This is a genomic window from Streptomyces sp. NPDC019531 (assembly GCF_044903305.1).
GTDB lineage: Bacteria > Actinomycetota > Actinomycetes > Streptomycetales > Streptomycetaceae > Streptomyces.
The window spans coordinates 1-15,690 of the sequence record NZ_JBJDQL010000090.1 but is presented as its reverse complement, the minus strand read 5'-3'; the positions used below and the strand labels follow the sequence as shown (position 1 = coordinate 15,690).

The 15,690-nt window shown below is 70.9% G+C and carries 10 protein-coding genes; 4 read left to right on the top strand and 6 right to left on the bottom strand.

Annotated elements, in window-relative coordinates; translation table 11 throughout:
- From ACI2L1_RS44105 to ACI2L1_RS44095, 3 genes are all read right to left on the bottom strand, one after another.
- Positions 1-3,102, bottom strand: a 3,102-nt coding sequence (locus ACI2L1_RS44105; protein ID WP_404745130.1) for a type I polyketide synthase, incomplete at its 3' end; no start/stop codon positions are given.
- Positions 3,099-4,799 carry a fatty acyl-AMP ligase gene (locus tag ACI2L1_RS44100; RefSeq protein WP_404745129.1) on the bottom strand — a complete coding sequence of 567 codons (1,701 nt, stop codon included), beginning with the start codon at positions 4,797-4,799 and terminating at the stop codon, positions 3,099-3,101. The genes ACI2L1_RS44105 and ACI2L1_RS44100, both read right to left, overlap by 4 nt.
- A 25-nt stretch (positions 4,800-4,824) precedes the next feature.
- Complete coding sequence (locus ACI2L1_RS44095) at positions 4,825-6,366, bottom strand: acyl-CoA carboxylase subunit beta (protein WP_404745128.1); 1,542 nt, start codon at positions 6,364-6,366, stop codon at positions 4,825-4,827.
- A gap of 588 nt (positions 6,367-6,954) precedes the next feature.
- On the opposite strand from ACI2L1_RS44095, the gene ACI2L1_RS44090 reads away from it, so the two are divergent.
- The 3 genes from ACI2L1_RS44090 (at position 6,955) to ACI2L1_RS44080 (ending at position 9,674) form a co-directional block, all read left to right on the top strand.
- Positions 6,955-7,311: a DUF485 domain-containing protein gene (locus ACI2L1_RS44090; RefSeq protein ID WP_404745127.1), complete on the top strand. Its 357-nt coding sequence runs from the start codon at positions 6,955-6,957 to the stop codon at positions 7,309-7,311.
- Positions 7,305-8,897, top strand: a complete 1,593-nt coding sequence (locus tag ACI2L1_RS44085; RefSeq protein WP_404745126.1) for a cation acetate symporter — start codon at positions 7,305-7,307, stop codon at positions 8,895-8,897. Before ACI2L1_RS44090 ends, ACI2L1_RS44085 begins: the two co-directional genes overlap by 7 nt.
- Positions 8,898-9,005: 108 nt before the next feature.
- Positions 9,006-9,674, top strand: a complete 669-nt coding sequence (locus ACI2L1_RS44080; protein ID WP_404745125.1) for a YceI family protein — start codon at positions 9,006-9,008, stop codon at positions 9,672-9,674.
- 71 nt (positions 9,675-9,745) lie between these two features.
- Here ACI2L1_RS44080 and ACI2L1_RS44075 read toward each other — a convergent pair whose 3' ends face one another.
- Positions 9,746-11,143, bottom strand: coding sequence for a cytochrome (locus ACI2L1_RS44075; RefSeq protein ID WP_404745124.1), 1,398 nt, complete (start codon positions 11,141-11,143; stop codon positions 9,746-9,748).
- Positions 11,144-11,299: 156 nt separating this feature from the next.
- Complete coding sequence (locus ACI2L1_RS44070; protein ID WP_404745123.1) at positions 11,300-12,421, bottom strand: arabinogalactan endo-beta-1,4-galactanase; 1,122 nt, start codon at positions 12,419-12,421, stop codon at positions 11,300-11,302.
- 321 nt (positions 12,422-12,742) lie between these two features.
- Between ACI2L1_RS44070 and ACI2L1_RS44065 the strand changes: the two genes are divergently transcribed.
- Positions 12,743-14,740, top strand: a complete 1,998-nt coding sequence (locus ACI2L1_RS44065; protein WP_404745122.1) for an alpha/beta fold hydrolase — start codon at positions 12,743-12,745, stop codon at positions 14,738-14,740.
- 11 nt (positions 14,741-14,751) lie between these two features.
- Here the strand turns inward: ACI2L1_RS44065 and ACI2L1_RS44060 are convergent, their stop codons facing one another.
- Complete coding sequence (locus tag ACI2L1_RS44060) at positions 14,752-15,546, bottom strand: S1 family peptidase (protein ID WP_404745121.1); 795 nt, start codon at positions 15,544-15,546, stop codon at positions 14,752-14,754.
- Between the last annotated feature and the right edge of the window lie 144 nt (positions 15,547-15,690).

Below are 15,690 nucleotides of genomic sequence, written 5' to 3'. Positions count from 1 at the left end.
GAAACGGTCGGCGACCTCCGCGACGGTGGTGGCTCCGAGCAGCTCGCGCAGCGGCAGCTCGACTCCGAACTCCCGCTCCACGGCCGTGCGGACACGGATGGCCATCAGCGAGTCGAGGCCGAGGTCGGCCAGCGCGGTGGCGGGCGTGACACGGCCGGTGGGGTGGCCGGTGACGGCGGCGATGTGGTGGCACAGCCGGGCGGCGACGGAGGTGTCCTCCTCGGCACGCGTCTTCTGAGCCCTCGCCGGTGGCGCGATGTCCCTGTGCCCGTCCGTCCACCAGTGCCGGACGCGCTTCCAGCGCGGCGCGGGCAGATCGATCACCCGCCCCGAAGGCAGCGGCAGCCGGCCGCCCGCGCAGTACAACGCGCCCACCTGCGTGAGGACGTCGGCGCGGCCGTCGGCGTCCCGCCGGAGTGTGCCGAGCGCGAGTGCGCCGGGCGCGGTGTCGGTGATGGCCCGGGCCAGAACCGGATGGGGCGAGATCTCGACGAAGGCCGAGTGGCCGTCGGCGGCGGCCGCGGCGACGGCCCGGTCCAGCCGTACGGGCCGCCGCAGGTTCGCGGCCCAGTGGGCGGCGTCGAAGACGGACTCGCCGCGCGGGTCGTCCAGGACGGTGGAGTAGACGGGCACATGAGGGGGCCGGCCTCCGACGTCGGCCAGGGAGGCGCTCAACTCGCCCAGCAGGGGGTCGACCTGGGGCGAGTGCCCGGCACCCACGACCCGCATGGACCGAGCTGTCCGCCCCTGCCCTTCAAGCCACCGCACGAGCCGCGCCATCGCCCGCTCCTCCCCGGTGACCACCTTCTGACCGGGCGAGGAATGGACGGCGACGTGCACACCGGGGAAGTCCCGTGCCAGCGCGTCGAGTTCATCGTCGGCCAGGTCGACGACCGCCATGGCCCCGCCCTGCAACCCGCTGAGCAGCCGGGCCCGTACGGCGACGATCCGGGCCCCCTCCGACACGTCCAGGGCGCCCGCGCACACCGCGGCGGCCACCTCGCCCAGGGAGTGGCCGATGACGGCGGCGGGCTCGACACCGTACGAACGCCACAACTCGGCGAGCGCGACCTGGAGTCCGAACAGCACCGGCTGGGCCACCTCCAGCCGGTCGAGTCCGATCCCGGACGCGAGACGCTCGTACAAGGACAGCCCGCACTCGGCGTCGAGCTTCTCCACGGCCGCGGCGAAGGCGGGCTCCTCGGCGAGCAACCGGCGTCCCATACCGTCCCATTGGCTGCCGTACCCGGAGAAGACCCACACCGGACCGCGGCCCACGAGATCACGCTCGCCGGTCGCGACACGCCGGTGGGGGAGCCCCTGTACCAACGCGTCGAGTCCGTCCACGAGTTCCTCGCGGTCCCGCGCGACCACCGCCGCCCGCACACTCCCGCGCCCGGTCCGCCCGGCCAGCGTGCGCGCCACGTCGGCGGGCTGCGCGGCCGATCTCCGGAGCCGGTCGGCGAGCCGGGACGCGGTGTCCCGCAGGCGCTCCGCGTCCACGTCGGACAGCAGATGGAGCCGGGCCACGGGCTCTTCGGCCGGAGGCGAGGGCAGGACTCCGGGCCGCCACTCCTCCAGTACCGCATGGGCGTTGGTCCCGCCGAACCCGAACCCGGAGACCCCGGCGATGGCCGTACCGCCGTAACGCGGCCACGGTTCGCTCTCGGACACCACCCGCAGCCGTACGTCGTCCAGGGCGCTGCCGTCGGAGCAGTGCAGGGACGGCGGGATGACGTCGTGATGCAGTGCGAGCACCGTCTTCACCAGCCCGGCGATGCCCGCGGCGGCCTCCAGGTGCCCCAGGTTCCCCTTCACGGAACCGAGGAGCAGGGGCTGGTCGGGGTCGCGGGCCGCACCGAGCACCACGCCGAGCGAGCCCGCCTCGATCGGATCGCCGAGCGGGGTGCCGGTGCCGTGTGCCTCGACATAGTCGACATGCGCGGGGGCGAGCCCGGCCCGCGCGTAGGCGGAGGCCAACAGGGCCTGCTGGGCGGCCGGGTTGGGGGCCAGCAGGCCGTTGGATCTGCCGTCCGAGTTGACGGCCGTGGCGCGGATGACGGCGAGGACACGGTCACCGTCCCGCTCGGCGTCGGACAGCCGCTTCAGCAGTACGGCCGCGCAGCCCTCACCGCGGCCGATCCCGTCGGCGTCCGGCGAGAACGGCTTGCACCGCCCGTCAGGCGCGAGCGCGCCCGCTCGCCGGAACGCCACGGTGACGGTGGGGGACAGCAGCAGGTTGACCCCCGCGGCGATCGCGGTGTCGCTCTCGCCCGTGCGCAGACTCACACAGGCGTGGTGCAGCGCGACCAGCGAGGACGAGCACGCGGTGTCGACGGCCATGCTCGGCCCACGGGTGTCCAGCACATACGCCAGCCGCCCCGCCGTCACGCTCAGCGCACCGCCCGCCGGTGCCCAGGGATCGACGGCCGCCGGGTCGGCGCCGGTGAGCGAGCCGTACTCCGGCGCGGAGACCCCGACGAAGACACCGGTGGCGGTGCCCGCGAGGGAGGGGGCCGGGACGGCGGCATGGGCGAGGGCCTCGTGGACGACCTCCAGGAGGATCCGCTGCTGCGGGTCCATCACGGCGGCCTCGCGCGGGGTGATCCGGAAGAAGTCCGCGTCGAACCCGGCGATGTCGTCGAGGTAGCCGCCGTAGGGGAGTGCGTCCTCGGGCGGGAAGGAGGTGAAGTCGCGCCAACGGTCCTCGGGAACCCGGCGGATCGCGTCGACGCCGTCGGTCAGGAGCCGCCAGTAGTCCTCCGGGCCGTGCACGCCACCGGGTAGGCGGCAGCCGAGCCCGATGACGGCGACGGGCTCTTCGAGAGCCGCGGAGACAGGCACCGGGGCGGACTCCGGCGGAGTACGGCACAGATGCGCCACCAGCGCGTCCGCGGTGGGCGCCTCCCACAGCAATGTCGCCGGGAGCTCCCGTCCGGTCAGCCGGGAGAGCTCCCCCGCCAGCACGACCCCGTCCCGGGACGACATGCCGAGGTCCGCCAACGGCCGGTCCGTCGGCACCTCCGCCGCGTCCGTACCCGTCCAGGCGGCCACCCGCTCCACCACCAGCCGGCGCACCGCACTCGCGGCCACGGTCCTCATACGGCGCCGCCCGTCGCGTAGGCACCCGCCAGATACCGCTCACGGGTCAGCGCCCGGGATACCTTGCCGCTCGATGTCCGGGGCACCGTGCCCGGTGGGACGAGGAGGACATCGGCGAGCCGCAGCCCGTGCCGCCCCGACACGGCCGCACGCACGGCCCGCACCAGTCCCGGTACGTCGAGCTCGGCGAGGCTCGTGGTGCGCGCGTGCTCGGCCACCACGACCACCCGCTCACCGGACCCGCCCGTCACCCCGAACGCGGCGAGCCGGTCGCGCCGTACCGCCGGATGCGCGTCCTGGACGGTGGCCTCCAGGTCCTGCGGATAGTGGTTGCGGCCGTCGACCACGATGAGGTCCTTCAGCCGCCCGGTGACGACCAACTGCCCCTCCAGGACCGTCCCGAGGTCACCGGTGCGCAGCCAGCCGTCCGCGCCGAAGACGCGCCGGGTCTGCTGCTCCTGGTTCCAGTAGCCGCGGCCCACGTTGGGACCCTGCACCTGGATCTCACCGACCTCCCCCTCGGACAGGTCGACGCCGGATACGGGGTCGGCGATCCGGACCCGCTGCCCCGCCGGTGCTCCGCAGCCCGTCAGCAGCACGGCCCTGGGATCGTCGGGCCGCGCGGGCAGCGCCTTCCCCTCGGCCAGCGCGTCCCGGTCGAGCGCGAAGCGGCTGAGCGGCTCCCCGGGCCGGGCGGCACTGACGAAGACGGTCGCCTCGGCGAGCCCGTACGAGGGACAGTGGGTCTGTGCCACGAGCCCCTGACCGGCGAACGCGGCCTGGAACCGGTCGGCGGTGGTGGGGCGGACCGGCTCGCTGCCGTTGATCAGCGCGAAGACCCCGTCCAGCCGCAGGTCCGCCTTCTGCGCCTCGGTCACGGTCGAGGCGCAGTAGTCGTAGGCGAAGTTCGGCGCCGCGCTCAGGGCCCGCGGATGCGCGGCCAACAGCCGCAGCCAGCGCGCGGGTTCGTGCAGGAAGGCGACCGGATCCATCAGCACCGACAGCAGCCCCCGCACGACCGGGGCGGCGACACTCAGGACAAGCCCCATGTCGTGGTAGAGCGGCAGCCAGCCCACACAGGTCACCGGATGGACGTCCGCTCCATAGGCGCCCAGCGCCTGACGGGCGTTGGCGACGACATTGGCGTGACCGATCTCCACGCCCGCCGGGGTACGGGTCGAACCGGAGGTGTACTGGAGGTAGGCGATCTCTCCGGTGACGGGGCGCACGTCTCCGGCCGCGGCGTCCGGGACCCGGTCCACGGCGACGACCGGGGCGCCCAACTCCTTTATGAGATCGGCGTATCGACTCGTCGTCACGACGACTTCGGGACGCGCGTCGGCCAGCACCGACGTCAGCCGGTCCCCCTGACCGGGCAGACCCGGCGGGTACAGCGGTACGGCGATCAGACCGGCGGCGAGCGCCCCGAGGAACCCGGTGACGTACTCCAGCCCCTGCGGGCACAGCAGCGCGACCCGTGCCCCGGGCTCGGCCTCCTCGGCGAGCCGGGCGGCCACCGCCCGGACGCGTACGTCCAGTCGGCGCCAGGTCAGCGTGCGGTGGACGCCACGCGAATCCGGCGCGGGATGGTCGACGAAGGTGAACGCGCGGCGGTCGGGGGTGGTCTCGGCCCAGTGCCGTACGTACTCCGGCAGGGTGCGGAACGCGGGGGCGAGCGGGGGACGGCGGCTGTCCATCAGGCAGGTCTCCTCGCGAGGTGGGTCAGAGCGGGATGTTGCCGTGCCGGCGCTCCGGCATCGGGGAGCGCTTCCCGCGCAGCGCGCGCAGGGCACGGCAGATGTGGTCACGGGTGTCACGCGGGGCGATGACCGCGTCGACGTACCCGCGCTCGGCGGCGAGATAGGGCGTGCCGTACGTGTCCTCGTACGCGGCGACGAGCCGGGCCCGCAGCGCCTCGGGATCGTCGGCGGCGGCTAGTTCACGCCGGTGCAGGACACCCACCGCGCCCTCGGCGCCCATCACCGCGATCCGCGCCGTCGGCCAGGCCAGGTTGATGTCGGCGCCCAGGTGCTTGGAGCCCATCACCGCGTACCCGCCGCCGTACGCCTTGCGCACCACCACCGTCACCTTCGGCACGGTCGCCTCGGCATAGGCGTACAGCAGCTTCGCGCCACGCCGGATGATCCCGGCCTGCTCCTGACGGACCCCGGAGAGATAGCCCGGCACATCGGCGAAGGTCAGCAGCGGGATGCCGAACGCGTCGCAGAACCGTACGAACCGCGCGGCCTTCTCGGAGGCGTCGATGTCCAGCACCCCGGCCGAGCGCAGCGGCTGATTGGCGACCACACCGACGGGCGCGCCCTCGACGAGTGCCAGCGCACAGATGATGTTCGGTGCGAACAGCTCCTGGATCTCCAGGAGTTCACCGTCGTCGACGACCGCTCGCAGGATGTCCCGCATGTCGTACGCCTGCCCGAGCCGGTCCGGCACGATCTCGTCGAGCCGTACCTCGGCGGGCGGCGGCACGGGGTCGTACCGCGGCGGCCGCTCCAGGTTGTTGGAGGGCAGGTACGACAGCAGATCCCGTACGGTGTCCAGGGCCTCCACCTCGTCGGCGGCGAGGAAGTGGGCGTTGCCGTTGAGGGAGTTGCTGGTGCGGGCGCCGCCCAGCTCCTCGGCGCTGGTGCGCTCCCCGGTGACCGCCTCGATGACGTCGGGCCCGGTGACGAACATGTGCGAGGCGCCGTCCACCATCACCGTGAAGTCGGTGATCGCGGGGGAGTAGGCGGCCCCGCCGGCACAGGGGCCGAGGACGACCGAGATCTGCGGGATCACCCCGGACGCCTGGACGTTGCGACGCACCAGCTCGGCGTAGAGCGCGAGCGAGACGACACCCTCCTGGATGCGGGCGCCGCCCCCGTCGTTCAGCCCGATGACCGGGCAGCCCGTCCGCAGGGCGAGGTCCATCAGGGCCACGGTCTTCTCGCCGAAGGCCTCGCCCATGCTGCCGCCGAAGACCGTGGAGTCCTGGGCGAACACACAGACGGGACGGCCGTCGACGGTGCCGTACCCGGTGATCACGCCGTCCCCGTAGGGGCGTCGGGCTCCGTCCCCGGTCGGCCGGGCCCGCACGAACAGCCCGGTCTCGGTGAACGAGCCGGTGTCCAGGAGCAGTTCGATCCGCTCCCGGGCACCGAACTTGCCCCGTCTTCTCGGCCCGTTCCCGGCCACGGCCTGCGCCCGGCGGGCTTCGAGTGCGAGGACGCGGTCGGCGGTGCGGTCGGGCAGACGTGTCGTCGTCACCTCAAGTGTCACAACCACCTCCGAAGTGGCCTTCGAATATGGCAGCGCCCCGAGGGCGGACCGAGCCCAACGCCGTTCTCTTTGCGGGAGATGAGTCCCTGCGGGCCGGCCTTCGTGCCTGGGTGACAAGAACGCTGTGCACGACGGGGGCGTCCACTGTGCGCTGCATTTGAGACAACCTGGCCGGAGAGAAGGTGCAGACCTATTCCGGATGCCCGCCTTTTCGCAGGCTGTGGGATGGCGAGTTCATGTGTCGAAGCACGCGAATGAGTCAGAGCTCGGATTCGGTTCGACCGCCCGGTTGATAGTTCAACGGAGGCGCTGCAACAATCCCGGTCCTGGCCTCGTCGTCACCGCGACCCACCGGCCGGCCGCCCTGCAAGGCTCGTTCTCAGCGCGCAATTCGCATCACGCGAATTCAAGATTCACGAACCCCCCACAAGTCCGCTCAGTGCATGACTTCGGCGTGCCTTTCATGCAACGACCGGCGCAGCAGTAAAGAAGGTGCATGTGTCACGGCACTCCATGGGGCTCGGCGGGCCGCCACCCCCTTACGGGACAGGTCCCGAGCCGGCGGACCGGCAAACGGTGTCACGCCAACCCGCGTACCAGTCGCTCCGCCGCACCCACCGCCGCTTCGGTGTCCGGGCGACCGCCGCCGCCGTGGGCGGATTCCTGCTGTACGTCCTGCTGTCCAGCTTCCTGCCCGGCCTGATGAACACCTCCCTGAGCGGCCACCTCACGATCGGACTCGCCCTGGGACTCGGGCAGTTCGTGCTCATGGCCGTGATCGCGTGGCGCTACCTCGTGCACATGCGCACCCGCGTCACCCCGGTGGTCCGCGGCCTGCGCGGCCTGGTCCGCCACCAAGAGGCCACGGAACGCGAACGCGCTGCCTTCGAGGCGCGCACCACCCCGCGCGCCGAGGAGTTCCGCCCATGGTGACACTCGGCGCCTCCGTCACGGACCGCCTCAGCCTGCAGCTGACGTTCGTACTCTTCCTGTCCGTGGTCGTCGTGACTCTGTTCACCGCGCTGCTGACCGCACCCCAACGCGACGAGATCAGCGAGTTCTACCTCGGCAACCGCGTCATGTCGCCCCTGCGCAACGGCCTTGCGATGTGCGGCGACTACCTCTCCGCCGCCACCCTCCTGGGCAGCACCGGCCTGGTCGCCCTGACCGGCTACGACGGACTGCTCTACCTGTGCGGCACCGCGGTCGCCTGGATGACGGTCCTGCTGCTGATCGCCGAACCCCTGCGCAACACCGGCAAGTTCACCCTCGGTGACACCCTGGCGATACGCCTCACGCGCATGCAGCGGCCGGTCCGCCTCGCCCTGGCCCTGTGCACCCTGACCATCACCGTCCTCTACCTGGTCGCCCAACTCGTCGGCAGCGTCGCCCTGCTGACCCAGTTCACGGGCGAGCCCAGCGCGGCCACCCGAACCCTGTGCGTCGTCGTCATCGGCACCATCGTCATCGTCTACGCCGCCATCGGAGGCATGCCCGGAGCCACCTTCATCCAGGTCATCAAGGCGGTCATGCTCATCTGCGGCGTCACCGTGGCCGCCGTCATGGTGCTGCACCGCTTCGACTGGAACTTCGAGAACCTCCTCGCCGCCGCCGCGGACAACAGCGGCCACGGCGCGCGGTTCCTGGAACCCGGACTCCGCTACGGCGCCAGCGCCACCAGCAAACTCGACTTCTTCAGCCTGCAGTTGGCCATCGTTCTCGGCCTCGCCGCCCTGCCGCACGTGATGATGCGGCTGCTCGCCCCGAAGTCGGTCGACGTCCTGCGCACCTCGGTGGTGTGGGCGATGGGCCTGGTCAGCCTCGTCTGCCTGGCGGCCGGCATCCTCGGCCTCGGCGCCACCGCCGTCCTGGGCAGCGAGACCATCGCGGAGAACGACCGCACGGGCAACGCGGCCGTCCTGCTGCTGGCCCACGAACTGGGCGGTGCCATCCTGACCGCCCTGCTGTCCTGCCTCGCCTTCGTCACCCTGCTTGCGGTCGCCGCGGGACTCACCCTGGCCGCCGCCTCCTCCCTCGCCCACGACCTCTACGGCGAGGTGATCCGCAAGGGCAGGGCCACCGAGACGGAAGAGCTGGCCGTGGCCCGGCTCGCGGCGGCCGTCATCGGCGTCCTCGGCATGCTGCTGGCCCTGGTCTCCTGGGGCGCCAACTCCGCGACCCTCGCCTTCCTCGCCTTCGCCATCGCCGCGTCCGCCATCCTCCCGACCCTCGTCTACAGCCTCTTCTGGCGGCGGTTCACCGCACAGGGCGCCCTCCTGAGCCTCTGCGGGGGCCTGCTCTGCTCGGTGCTCCTCGTCGTCCTGTCCCCGGTCGTCTCCTCAGCCCCCGCCTCGCTCTACCCGGACGCCGATTTCGCCTGGTTCCCGTTGCAGAATCCCGGAATCGTCTCCATCCCGGTCGGCTTCCTCCTCGGCTGGCTCGGCTCGGTACTCAGCCGTCCCGAAACGAAGGAGACATACGAGGACTTCGAAGTGCGCACTCTCGTCGGGGTCGACTAGCCTATTTCCCCTCACTTTTCAGTGAACCGCGTGGTGAACACGTGGATATTTCGTCGACAGCAGATCACGGCTTGCGGCAACAACTCGCGTGCAGTAATTAGGTGATGTATGAACTTGTTCACCCGTGGCACCCCGTTCCGTCGCGCGGACCGCACGGAACCCGCCGCCGTCGCCCAGCCCCCCACCGGGCCGTCGGCCACTGCCACAGCCGTTCTTCCGGATCCCGGACTGGCGGCCCTGACCGGGGAATGGACCATCGACCCCGCCCACAGCAGGATCGGATTCTCCGTACGCCATGCCATGGTGACCACCGTGCGCGGGGCGTTCCTGGAGTACCAGAGCCGCCTCTACTTCGACGGCCGCGACCCGTCCCGCTCCAAGGCGGAGATCATCATCTCCACCGGCAGCGTCGACACCGGTGTGGAACAGCGCGACGGCCACCTCGTGGGCCGCGACTTCCTGGACTCCGCGACCCATCCGCGGATGCGGTTCGCCAGCACCGCCGTGGAGGTCGTCGGCCCCGACGTGTACCGGATGGCCGGCGACCTCACCATCAAGGCGACCACGCGCCCCGTCGTCCTCGAACTCACCTACATAGGCCATGTCACCGACCCGTTCGGCTATCAACGGGCCGGCTTCGACGGCACCACCACCATCAACCGCTCCGAATGGGGCCTGACCTACAGCACCAGGCTCGCCGAGGGCGGCGCCATGGTCAGCGAGAAGGTACGCCTTCAGTTCGACATCGCCGCGATCCGCACGCCTCCGGCCGGCTGACCGGACCCTGCCGGAAGAACGGGCCACGAACTCGGCGGAGTTCGTGGCCCGTTCCGGTGGTCCAGACGTTGTCAGCGCCCGCGAACCAGCCCCGCCAGATAGCGCCACAGCGACGAACGCGGCCGTACGGCGGCGTCGGCCACCGGGGCGGAACCGGCCGTGGTGGGAACGGCCGGAGGAGGAGCCGGGGGCAGGGCCGGCGCGTCCGAGAGCGTGTAACGCACCGGAAGAGACCGCAGACCGCGCATGAACGGCGAGGACCGCCAAGGCAGTTGATCGACGGGCAGCGACAACTCCAAACCGGACAGCCGCTCGAACAGCCTGCTCACCCCGATCGCCGCCGCGCCACCGGCCAGTTCCCTGGCCGGACACTGCCGTGGCCCGGCGCCCCAGGACAGATGTGCCCGGGTGCTGATGGCGGACTCGGGACAGACCTTCTCGGCGAACGACGGGTCGGCGTGGGCGGCGCCGACCGACACCCACACCGGATCGCCCGCCGCGATGGTGTACTCGCCGAGCCGCATGTCGGCCAGGGGGAACCGTGGGACGAAGTTGATGAGCGGCGGCTTCTGCATCACCACCCGGTTCATGGTCTCTCTGATCAGCCCCGCCGACAGGCTCGCGCTCGCCGGGAGGTTCCCGGTGATGACCTCGACGACCGTGTTGGAGATCAGGATGCCGACGTGGTCCGACGTCATGCCCAGCAGCATCATCAGCTCACGCGACAACTCCTCGACACTCAGGCCCGGATGAGAGGCGAGCAGATAGGAGGGGAAGTCGTTGCCGGGCTCCTTCATCTTCGACGCGCCCAGCTCCGACAGCGTTGCGAGCAGCCGCTCAAGGGCGGGCCCGGCATCGGGGCCCGCGTCCAGCACCCGCCACATGTCCATCAGCGCGTCGTCGTGCTGCGAGCCCGGGAACCCGAGCAGATGGCTGGCCACCATGAGCGGCAACGGCCGCGAGAACTGCGCCGACAGATCCGCCCACCCGGTGCGGCCGCCCTGGGTGAACAGCGTGATCAGCTCGTCGGCGTCACGGGTGATCTTCGTCTTGAGCTGCTTGGCCACAGGGTGCCGGGGGTCCTGGAACGGCCGCAGCGCCGCGTCCCAGGCGACCTTGAGGCCGCGGTACCCCTCACCGCCCTGGATCAGCACGTGGTTGACGTCCAGCGACGGCGCCAGCGGCCAGTCCGCCGGCAGTCGTCCCTCCCTGCGTGCCCGCCAGTTCTCCAGGCCCTTCGGCCACGCGTGGTCGTCACGGAGGACCTGAAGCGCCTCCTCGTACCCCAGCACCAGCCAGACGGGCACCCCCAGCAGGTCGACGGGCGCGACCGGACCGTGGGTCCGGCGCAGCCGCTCGTACACGATCGCCGGATCCCGTTCGTAGTCGCGGGTCATGAGCGGTTCGAGGCTCATCGACTCCAGCGACCCGTGACCGGCTGCCGCCCCGCTGTTCAGTTGGACCCCCATGGCTTCCTTCCCTCGGTCAGGCGCTACCACAGGGTAATGTCACCCATCGCGGCGATCCAACGCCGGGTGGTGATTGCCGGGCCGAGTCTGCGCGAAGCAACGGGAACGACGGACGGCACCGCCCGCAGACGGTGCCGTTCCTGCCCAAGCCGCCTTCTACGGCGTCCACTTGATGTTCGGGTTCACATTGCCGGTCCAGTTGAAGATGGCCATGTTGTCCCAGCCGTTGCCGCTGCTGCCGATGTTGGCCGGGTCCCAGCCGTTGCCGGTCACCGCGTACCAGGTGGGCTCCCAGTAGAAGACCCCGATCGCGCCGTTGCTGCGCGCCGCGTTCTGCACGGCGGTGAAGTTGGCCGCCTGACCCTGCCAGGTGAGCGGGTAGCCTGAGCAGCCGGTCGTGATGGAGTTGGCGGTGCTGTCCGCGTTGGCCGAGGTGAACGGGTAGGCCGTCTCGGCGATGACGACATCCTTGCCGTAACGCGACTTCACGTCGGCCACGACACTGCCCATGTTGGCGATCGTGCCGTGCCACGGGCAGTAGTAGGACAGCCCGGTGATGTCCCAGTTGACGCCCTTCGCCTTGATGCCGTCGTAGAACCAGCGGGCGTTCGCGTCACTGTCGGCGTCGGCGGTGTGGATGATCACCTGGGTGCCGCTGTTGCAGGCCTTGGTCGCGTTGTAGCCCGACTTGAGCAGCAGGCTGAGGTTGGTGAAGTCGTTGTTGACGACCTTGCCCTCGTTCCACAGCATGCCGACGTTGATCTCATTGCCGATCTGCACGCTGTCCGGGGTGGTGCCCTGCGACTTGAGGCTGTTGCAGACGTCGTACGTGTAGTTGTAGACGTCGGTCTGGAGCTGGCTGATGGTGTGGCCGGCCCAGGCCGCGGGCTTGTTCTGGTTGCCCGGGTCCGCCCAGGTGTCCGAGTAGTGGAAGTCGACCAGCAGCTTGAGCCCCTTGGCCTTCACCTGCTTCGCGTACGCCAGCACCTTGGCCTTGTTGTTGTAGCCGCTCACCGGGTTGTTCCAGATCCGCAGCCGGACGTAGTTGACGCCGAGACCCTTGAGGATGTCCAGCGGGTCCTTGGCGGTGCCGCTCGCGTCGTAGTACTTGGCACCGAGGTCGAGGGCGCGCTGGGCGGTCGACACATCGGCACCGAGCATGGTGAGCGAGCCCGCGGCCGAGGCGGTGGTGGGCGTGGTGAGCAGGGATGCGGGCAGGGCGAGGGCCGCCAGGAGCATGGCGGCCCTCACGAGGCGGCGCGGACCTTTGACGGTCATCCCGACCTCCTTGTCTGACATGACCATGTGGATGATTCCGTGAACGTTCACAGTAGGAGACGTTCATGTGGCTGTAAATACATGTGTCAGTGGGATTTCTGCGAGGTTAGAGAGGTGTCGGGGAGAGGTCGGGAGTGTGTACGTACACAGATTCGGGACGATCCCTCTGTGCTTGACGAGCGGGTGCGGTCGGCGGTGGCCGGGCTCCTGTACGCGACCGGTGAATCGCAGCTTGACCAGAGCCAGGTGTCCCACCCCCATGGGGAGAGCGCGAGTACGTCAATGCAATTGGTTCGCCGCCTGAGACATCACGTGGGCAGAATGACCACCATGGTCAACGGCCCGCACATCCTCCACGACCGCCTCGTCGCACAGCCGCGCCCGACCGGCCTGGCCCTCGCGCCTGACGGCACACGTCTGATCCTGTCCGTGCAGGCACTCGACAGCGAGGGAACCCGGTACGTGTCGGAGCTCTGGGAGGTGGATCCGGCGGGTGAGCGAGACCCTCGTAAGGTGCCCGGATCCCAACAGGGCGACTCCGCCCCCGCGTTCAAAGCCGACGGCACCCTGCTGTTCCTCTCCGACCGCGAGTTCGGCGAGTCCGACGCAGCGCAGGGGCCGTCCCTGTGGTCGCTCTCCGAGGACGGTGAGGCCGAGCGGATCGCCCACCACCCGGGCGGGACAAGGGCGTTCACCGCCGCCGCCCGCTCCGGCACGCTCGCCTGCACGGCCGCTCTGCTGCCCGGCGCCGAGGACGTCCGGACCCACGCAGACCTTCTCCGCCGGCGTCGCCGCGCCGGCGTCAGCGCCGTCCTGTACGAGGAGCCCGAAGGCAGCGACGGTGCGGAGCTCGGCCCCGCCGAACCCCACACCCTCGTCCTCGGCCGAGACGCCCCGCCGGTCGACGCGGGCGGCCAAGGCCAGGCGGGCGCCGGGGGCATGGCCCTGTCGCCGGACGGATCCCTGGTCGCCTACACCCGGGCCCCTACCGGGGCCGCCCCGGACACGAACACCGTGGTGATCGCCGACGCGACCACCGGCGTGCAGCGTCATACCCTTTCCCGCCCCGGCCACCAGTACTACAGCCCGGTGTTCACCGCCGATGGCGCCCGCCTGATCTGCGAACGCCAGCAGGAGGAGACGTACGAAGCCGAGTGGCAGGTCACCCTCGTCGCCTTCGACCCCATATCCGGCGAAGAGACCGATCTCCTGCCGGACTTCGACAACTGGCCCTGGCCGGGAAGGGCGATCTGCTCGCCGGTCCCCGGGGACACCACGCTGTGGTTCACCGGCGACGAACAGGGCCACCGCCCTGTCTTCCGCCGCGATGCGGACGGCACGGTCACCCGCCTGACCGCCTCCGGCGCCTACGCCTCCCTCTGCGTGACGCCCGACGGCTCCACCCTCTACGCGCTGCGCAGCACCCTCGACAGCCCCCACCATGTGGTCCGGCTGGACGCGACCAAGGCCGACCAGGACCCCGCTCCCCTCAGGACGCCGGGCGACCTCGGCCACCTCCCCGGCACGCTGACCGAGGTGCACACGACCGGGGACGACGGCTTCGCCCTGCGCGGCTGGCTCGTGCTGCCCGAGGGGGCCACAGCCGAGGACCCGGCGCCGCTCCTCGTCCTGCCCCATGGCGGACCCCAGGGGTCGTGGAGCGACTGGCCCTGGCTCTGGAACCCGTGGCCGTTCGCCGCCCGGGGCTACGCCGTACTGCTGCCCGACCCGGCCCTGTCCTCCGGATACGGGCAGCACATGCAGGAACGCGGACGCGGTCAGTATGGCGGCCGGCCCTACCACGACGTCATCGCGCTCACCGACGCCGCACTGGCCCGCGCCGACCTCGACCCGACCCGAACGGCCCTCGCGGGCTGGTCCTACGGCGGCTACCTCGCCAACCGGACGGCCACGCGCACCGATCGCTTCAGGGCACTCGTCTCCCACGCCGGGCTGTGGAACCTGGAGTCCTTCCAGGGCGCCACCGACATGCACGCGTACTTCCGGAAGATCTTCGGTGACCCCCGCATCCGGCGCGAGCGCTACGACGCCGACTCGCCCCACCTCGACGCGGCGAAGCTGACGACACCGATGCTGATCGTGCACGGCGGCGAGGACTCCCGGGTACCCGCGAGCCAGTCCCGGGAGCTTCGCCACGACCTCCAGCGCCAGGGGGTGCCCGTCAGGTTCCTGTACTTCCCGGACGAGTCCCACGGCATCGAAGCCCCGAACCACCTGCGTCTGCTCTACGAGACGGTCCTCAACTTCCTCGACCACCACATCCTGGGCGCGCAGTGGAGGCGGCCCGAGCTCCTGTGACCCTCGGGCTCTCAGGCGGTGGAAATGCCCAGGTCGGCGGCGACCGAGTCCGCGCGGACGAAGACGGACACCGGGAACTGCTCGTCGCAGTACTTGTTGCCGGACGAGACGATCCCGACGACCTTGCCGCCGCTGATCAGCGGGCCGCCGGAGTCGCCGGGGCAGATGCTGTCGGTGGTTCCGGGACGCGGCATGCCGCACAACATCGCGGCGGGGTCGGTCTCGGTGTCGGTGTACGGCTGGCAGTCGGCGACGGGAGAGAGGACCAGTTCGGCCTGCTTGAGCCTGGTGCCGCTGACACCGGGTCCGGTGCGTCCCCAGCCGAGGACGGTGACCTTCCGACCGTCGGCCACCAGCCTGCCGTCCTTGGGCCCGGCCACCGGGATCGTCCGGTACGGCATCGGCCGGTCCAGGGTGAGGACGGCGGCGTCGTAGGCGTAACCGGGCGCGCCGTAACGCGAGTCCAGCCGGTAGGACGAGACCTTGCGCACGGTGCCGCCGGTGCCGTCCACCTGTGTGCGGCCTCCGACGACCCGCAGCCCGGCCACGTCACCGGCGCTCTCCACGCAGTGGCCGGCCGTGAGCACCCTGGTGGGCGCGATGAGCGTGCCACCACAGAACTGGCCGCCGTTGAGCTCGATCAGCATGGCGTACGGCCGGGCCTTCGTGGTGGCCGGCCCGCCGCCCTTGATCGCGGAGGCGGGCGCGGCGGTGGACCAGAGCGCGGCCGCGGTGAGCATGGCGGTGGTGACGACGGCGGCGGTGCGCGTTGCGGGTCGGGTGGATCTGCTGGTGCGGACGGTCATTTCGATTTCCCCCTGAACTGCCTCGCGCGGGGCACGACTTGGCCCCGCACGGTGTGGTCGGTGCGAAGGACGAGCCGCAGGGGCGCATTGGTTTCACACGGCACGCGATTCCCGTGCCGAAGCCGTCACGGCGTGCGGAACCCG

Bases quoted from the DNA above. Each gene is read 5' to 3' on its own strand.
- ACI2L1_RS44065 (WP_404745122.1), top strand. From the start codon at position 12,743: ATGACCACCATGGTCAACGGCCCGCACATCCTCCACGACCGCCTCGTC.
- ACI2L1_RS44100 (WP_404745129.1), bottom strand. From the start codon at position 4,799: ATGGACAGCCGCCGTCCCCCGCTCGCCCCCGCGTTCCGCACCCTGCCG.
- ACI2L1_RS44075 (WP_404745124.1), bottom strand. From the start codon at position 11,143: ATGGGGGTCCAACTGAACAGCGGGGCGGCAGCCGGTCACGGGTCGCTG.
- ACI2L1_RS44080 (WP_404745125.1), top strand. From the start codon at position 9,006: ATGAACTTGTTCACCCGTGGCACCCCGTTCCGTCGCGCGGACCGCACG.
- ACI2L1_RS44060 (WP_404745121.1), bottom strand. From the start codon at position 15,546: ATGACCGTCCGCACCAGCAGATCCACCCGACCCGCAACGCGCACCGCC.
- ACI2L1_RS44085 (WP_404745126.1), top strand. From the start codon at position 7,305: ATGGTGACACTCGGCGCCTCCGTCACGGACCGCCTCAGCCTGCAGCTG.
- ACI2L1_RS44070 (WP_404745123.1), bottom strand. From the start codon at position 12,421: ATGACCGTCAAAGGTCCGCGCCGCCTCGTGAGGGCCGCCATGCTCCTG.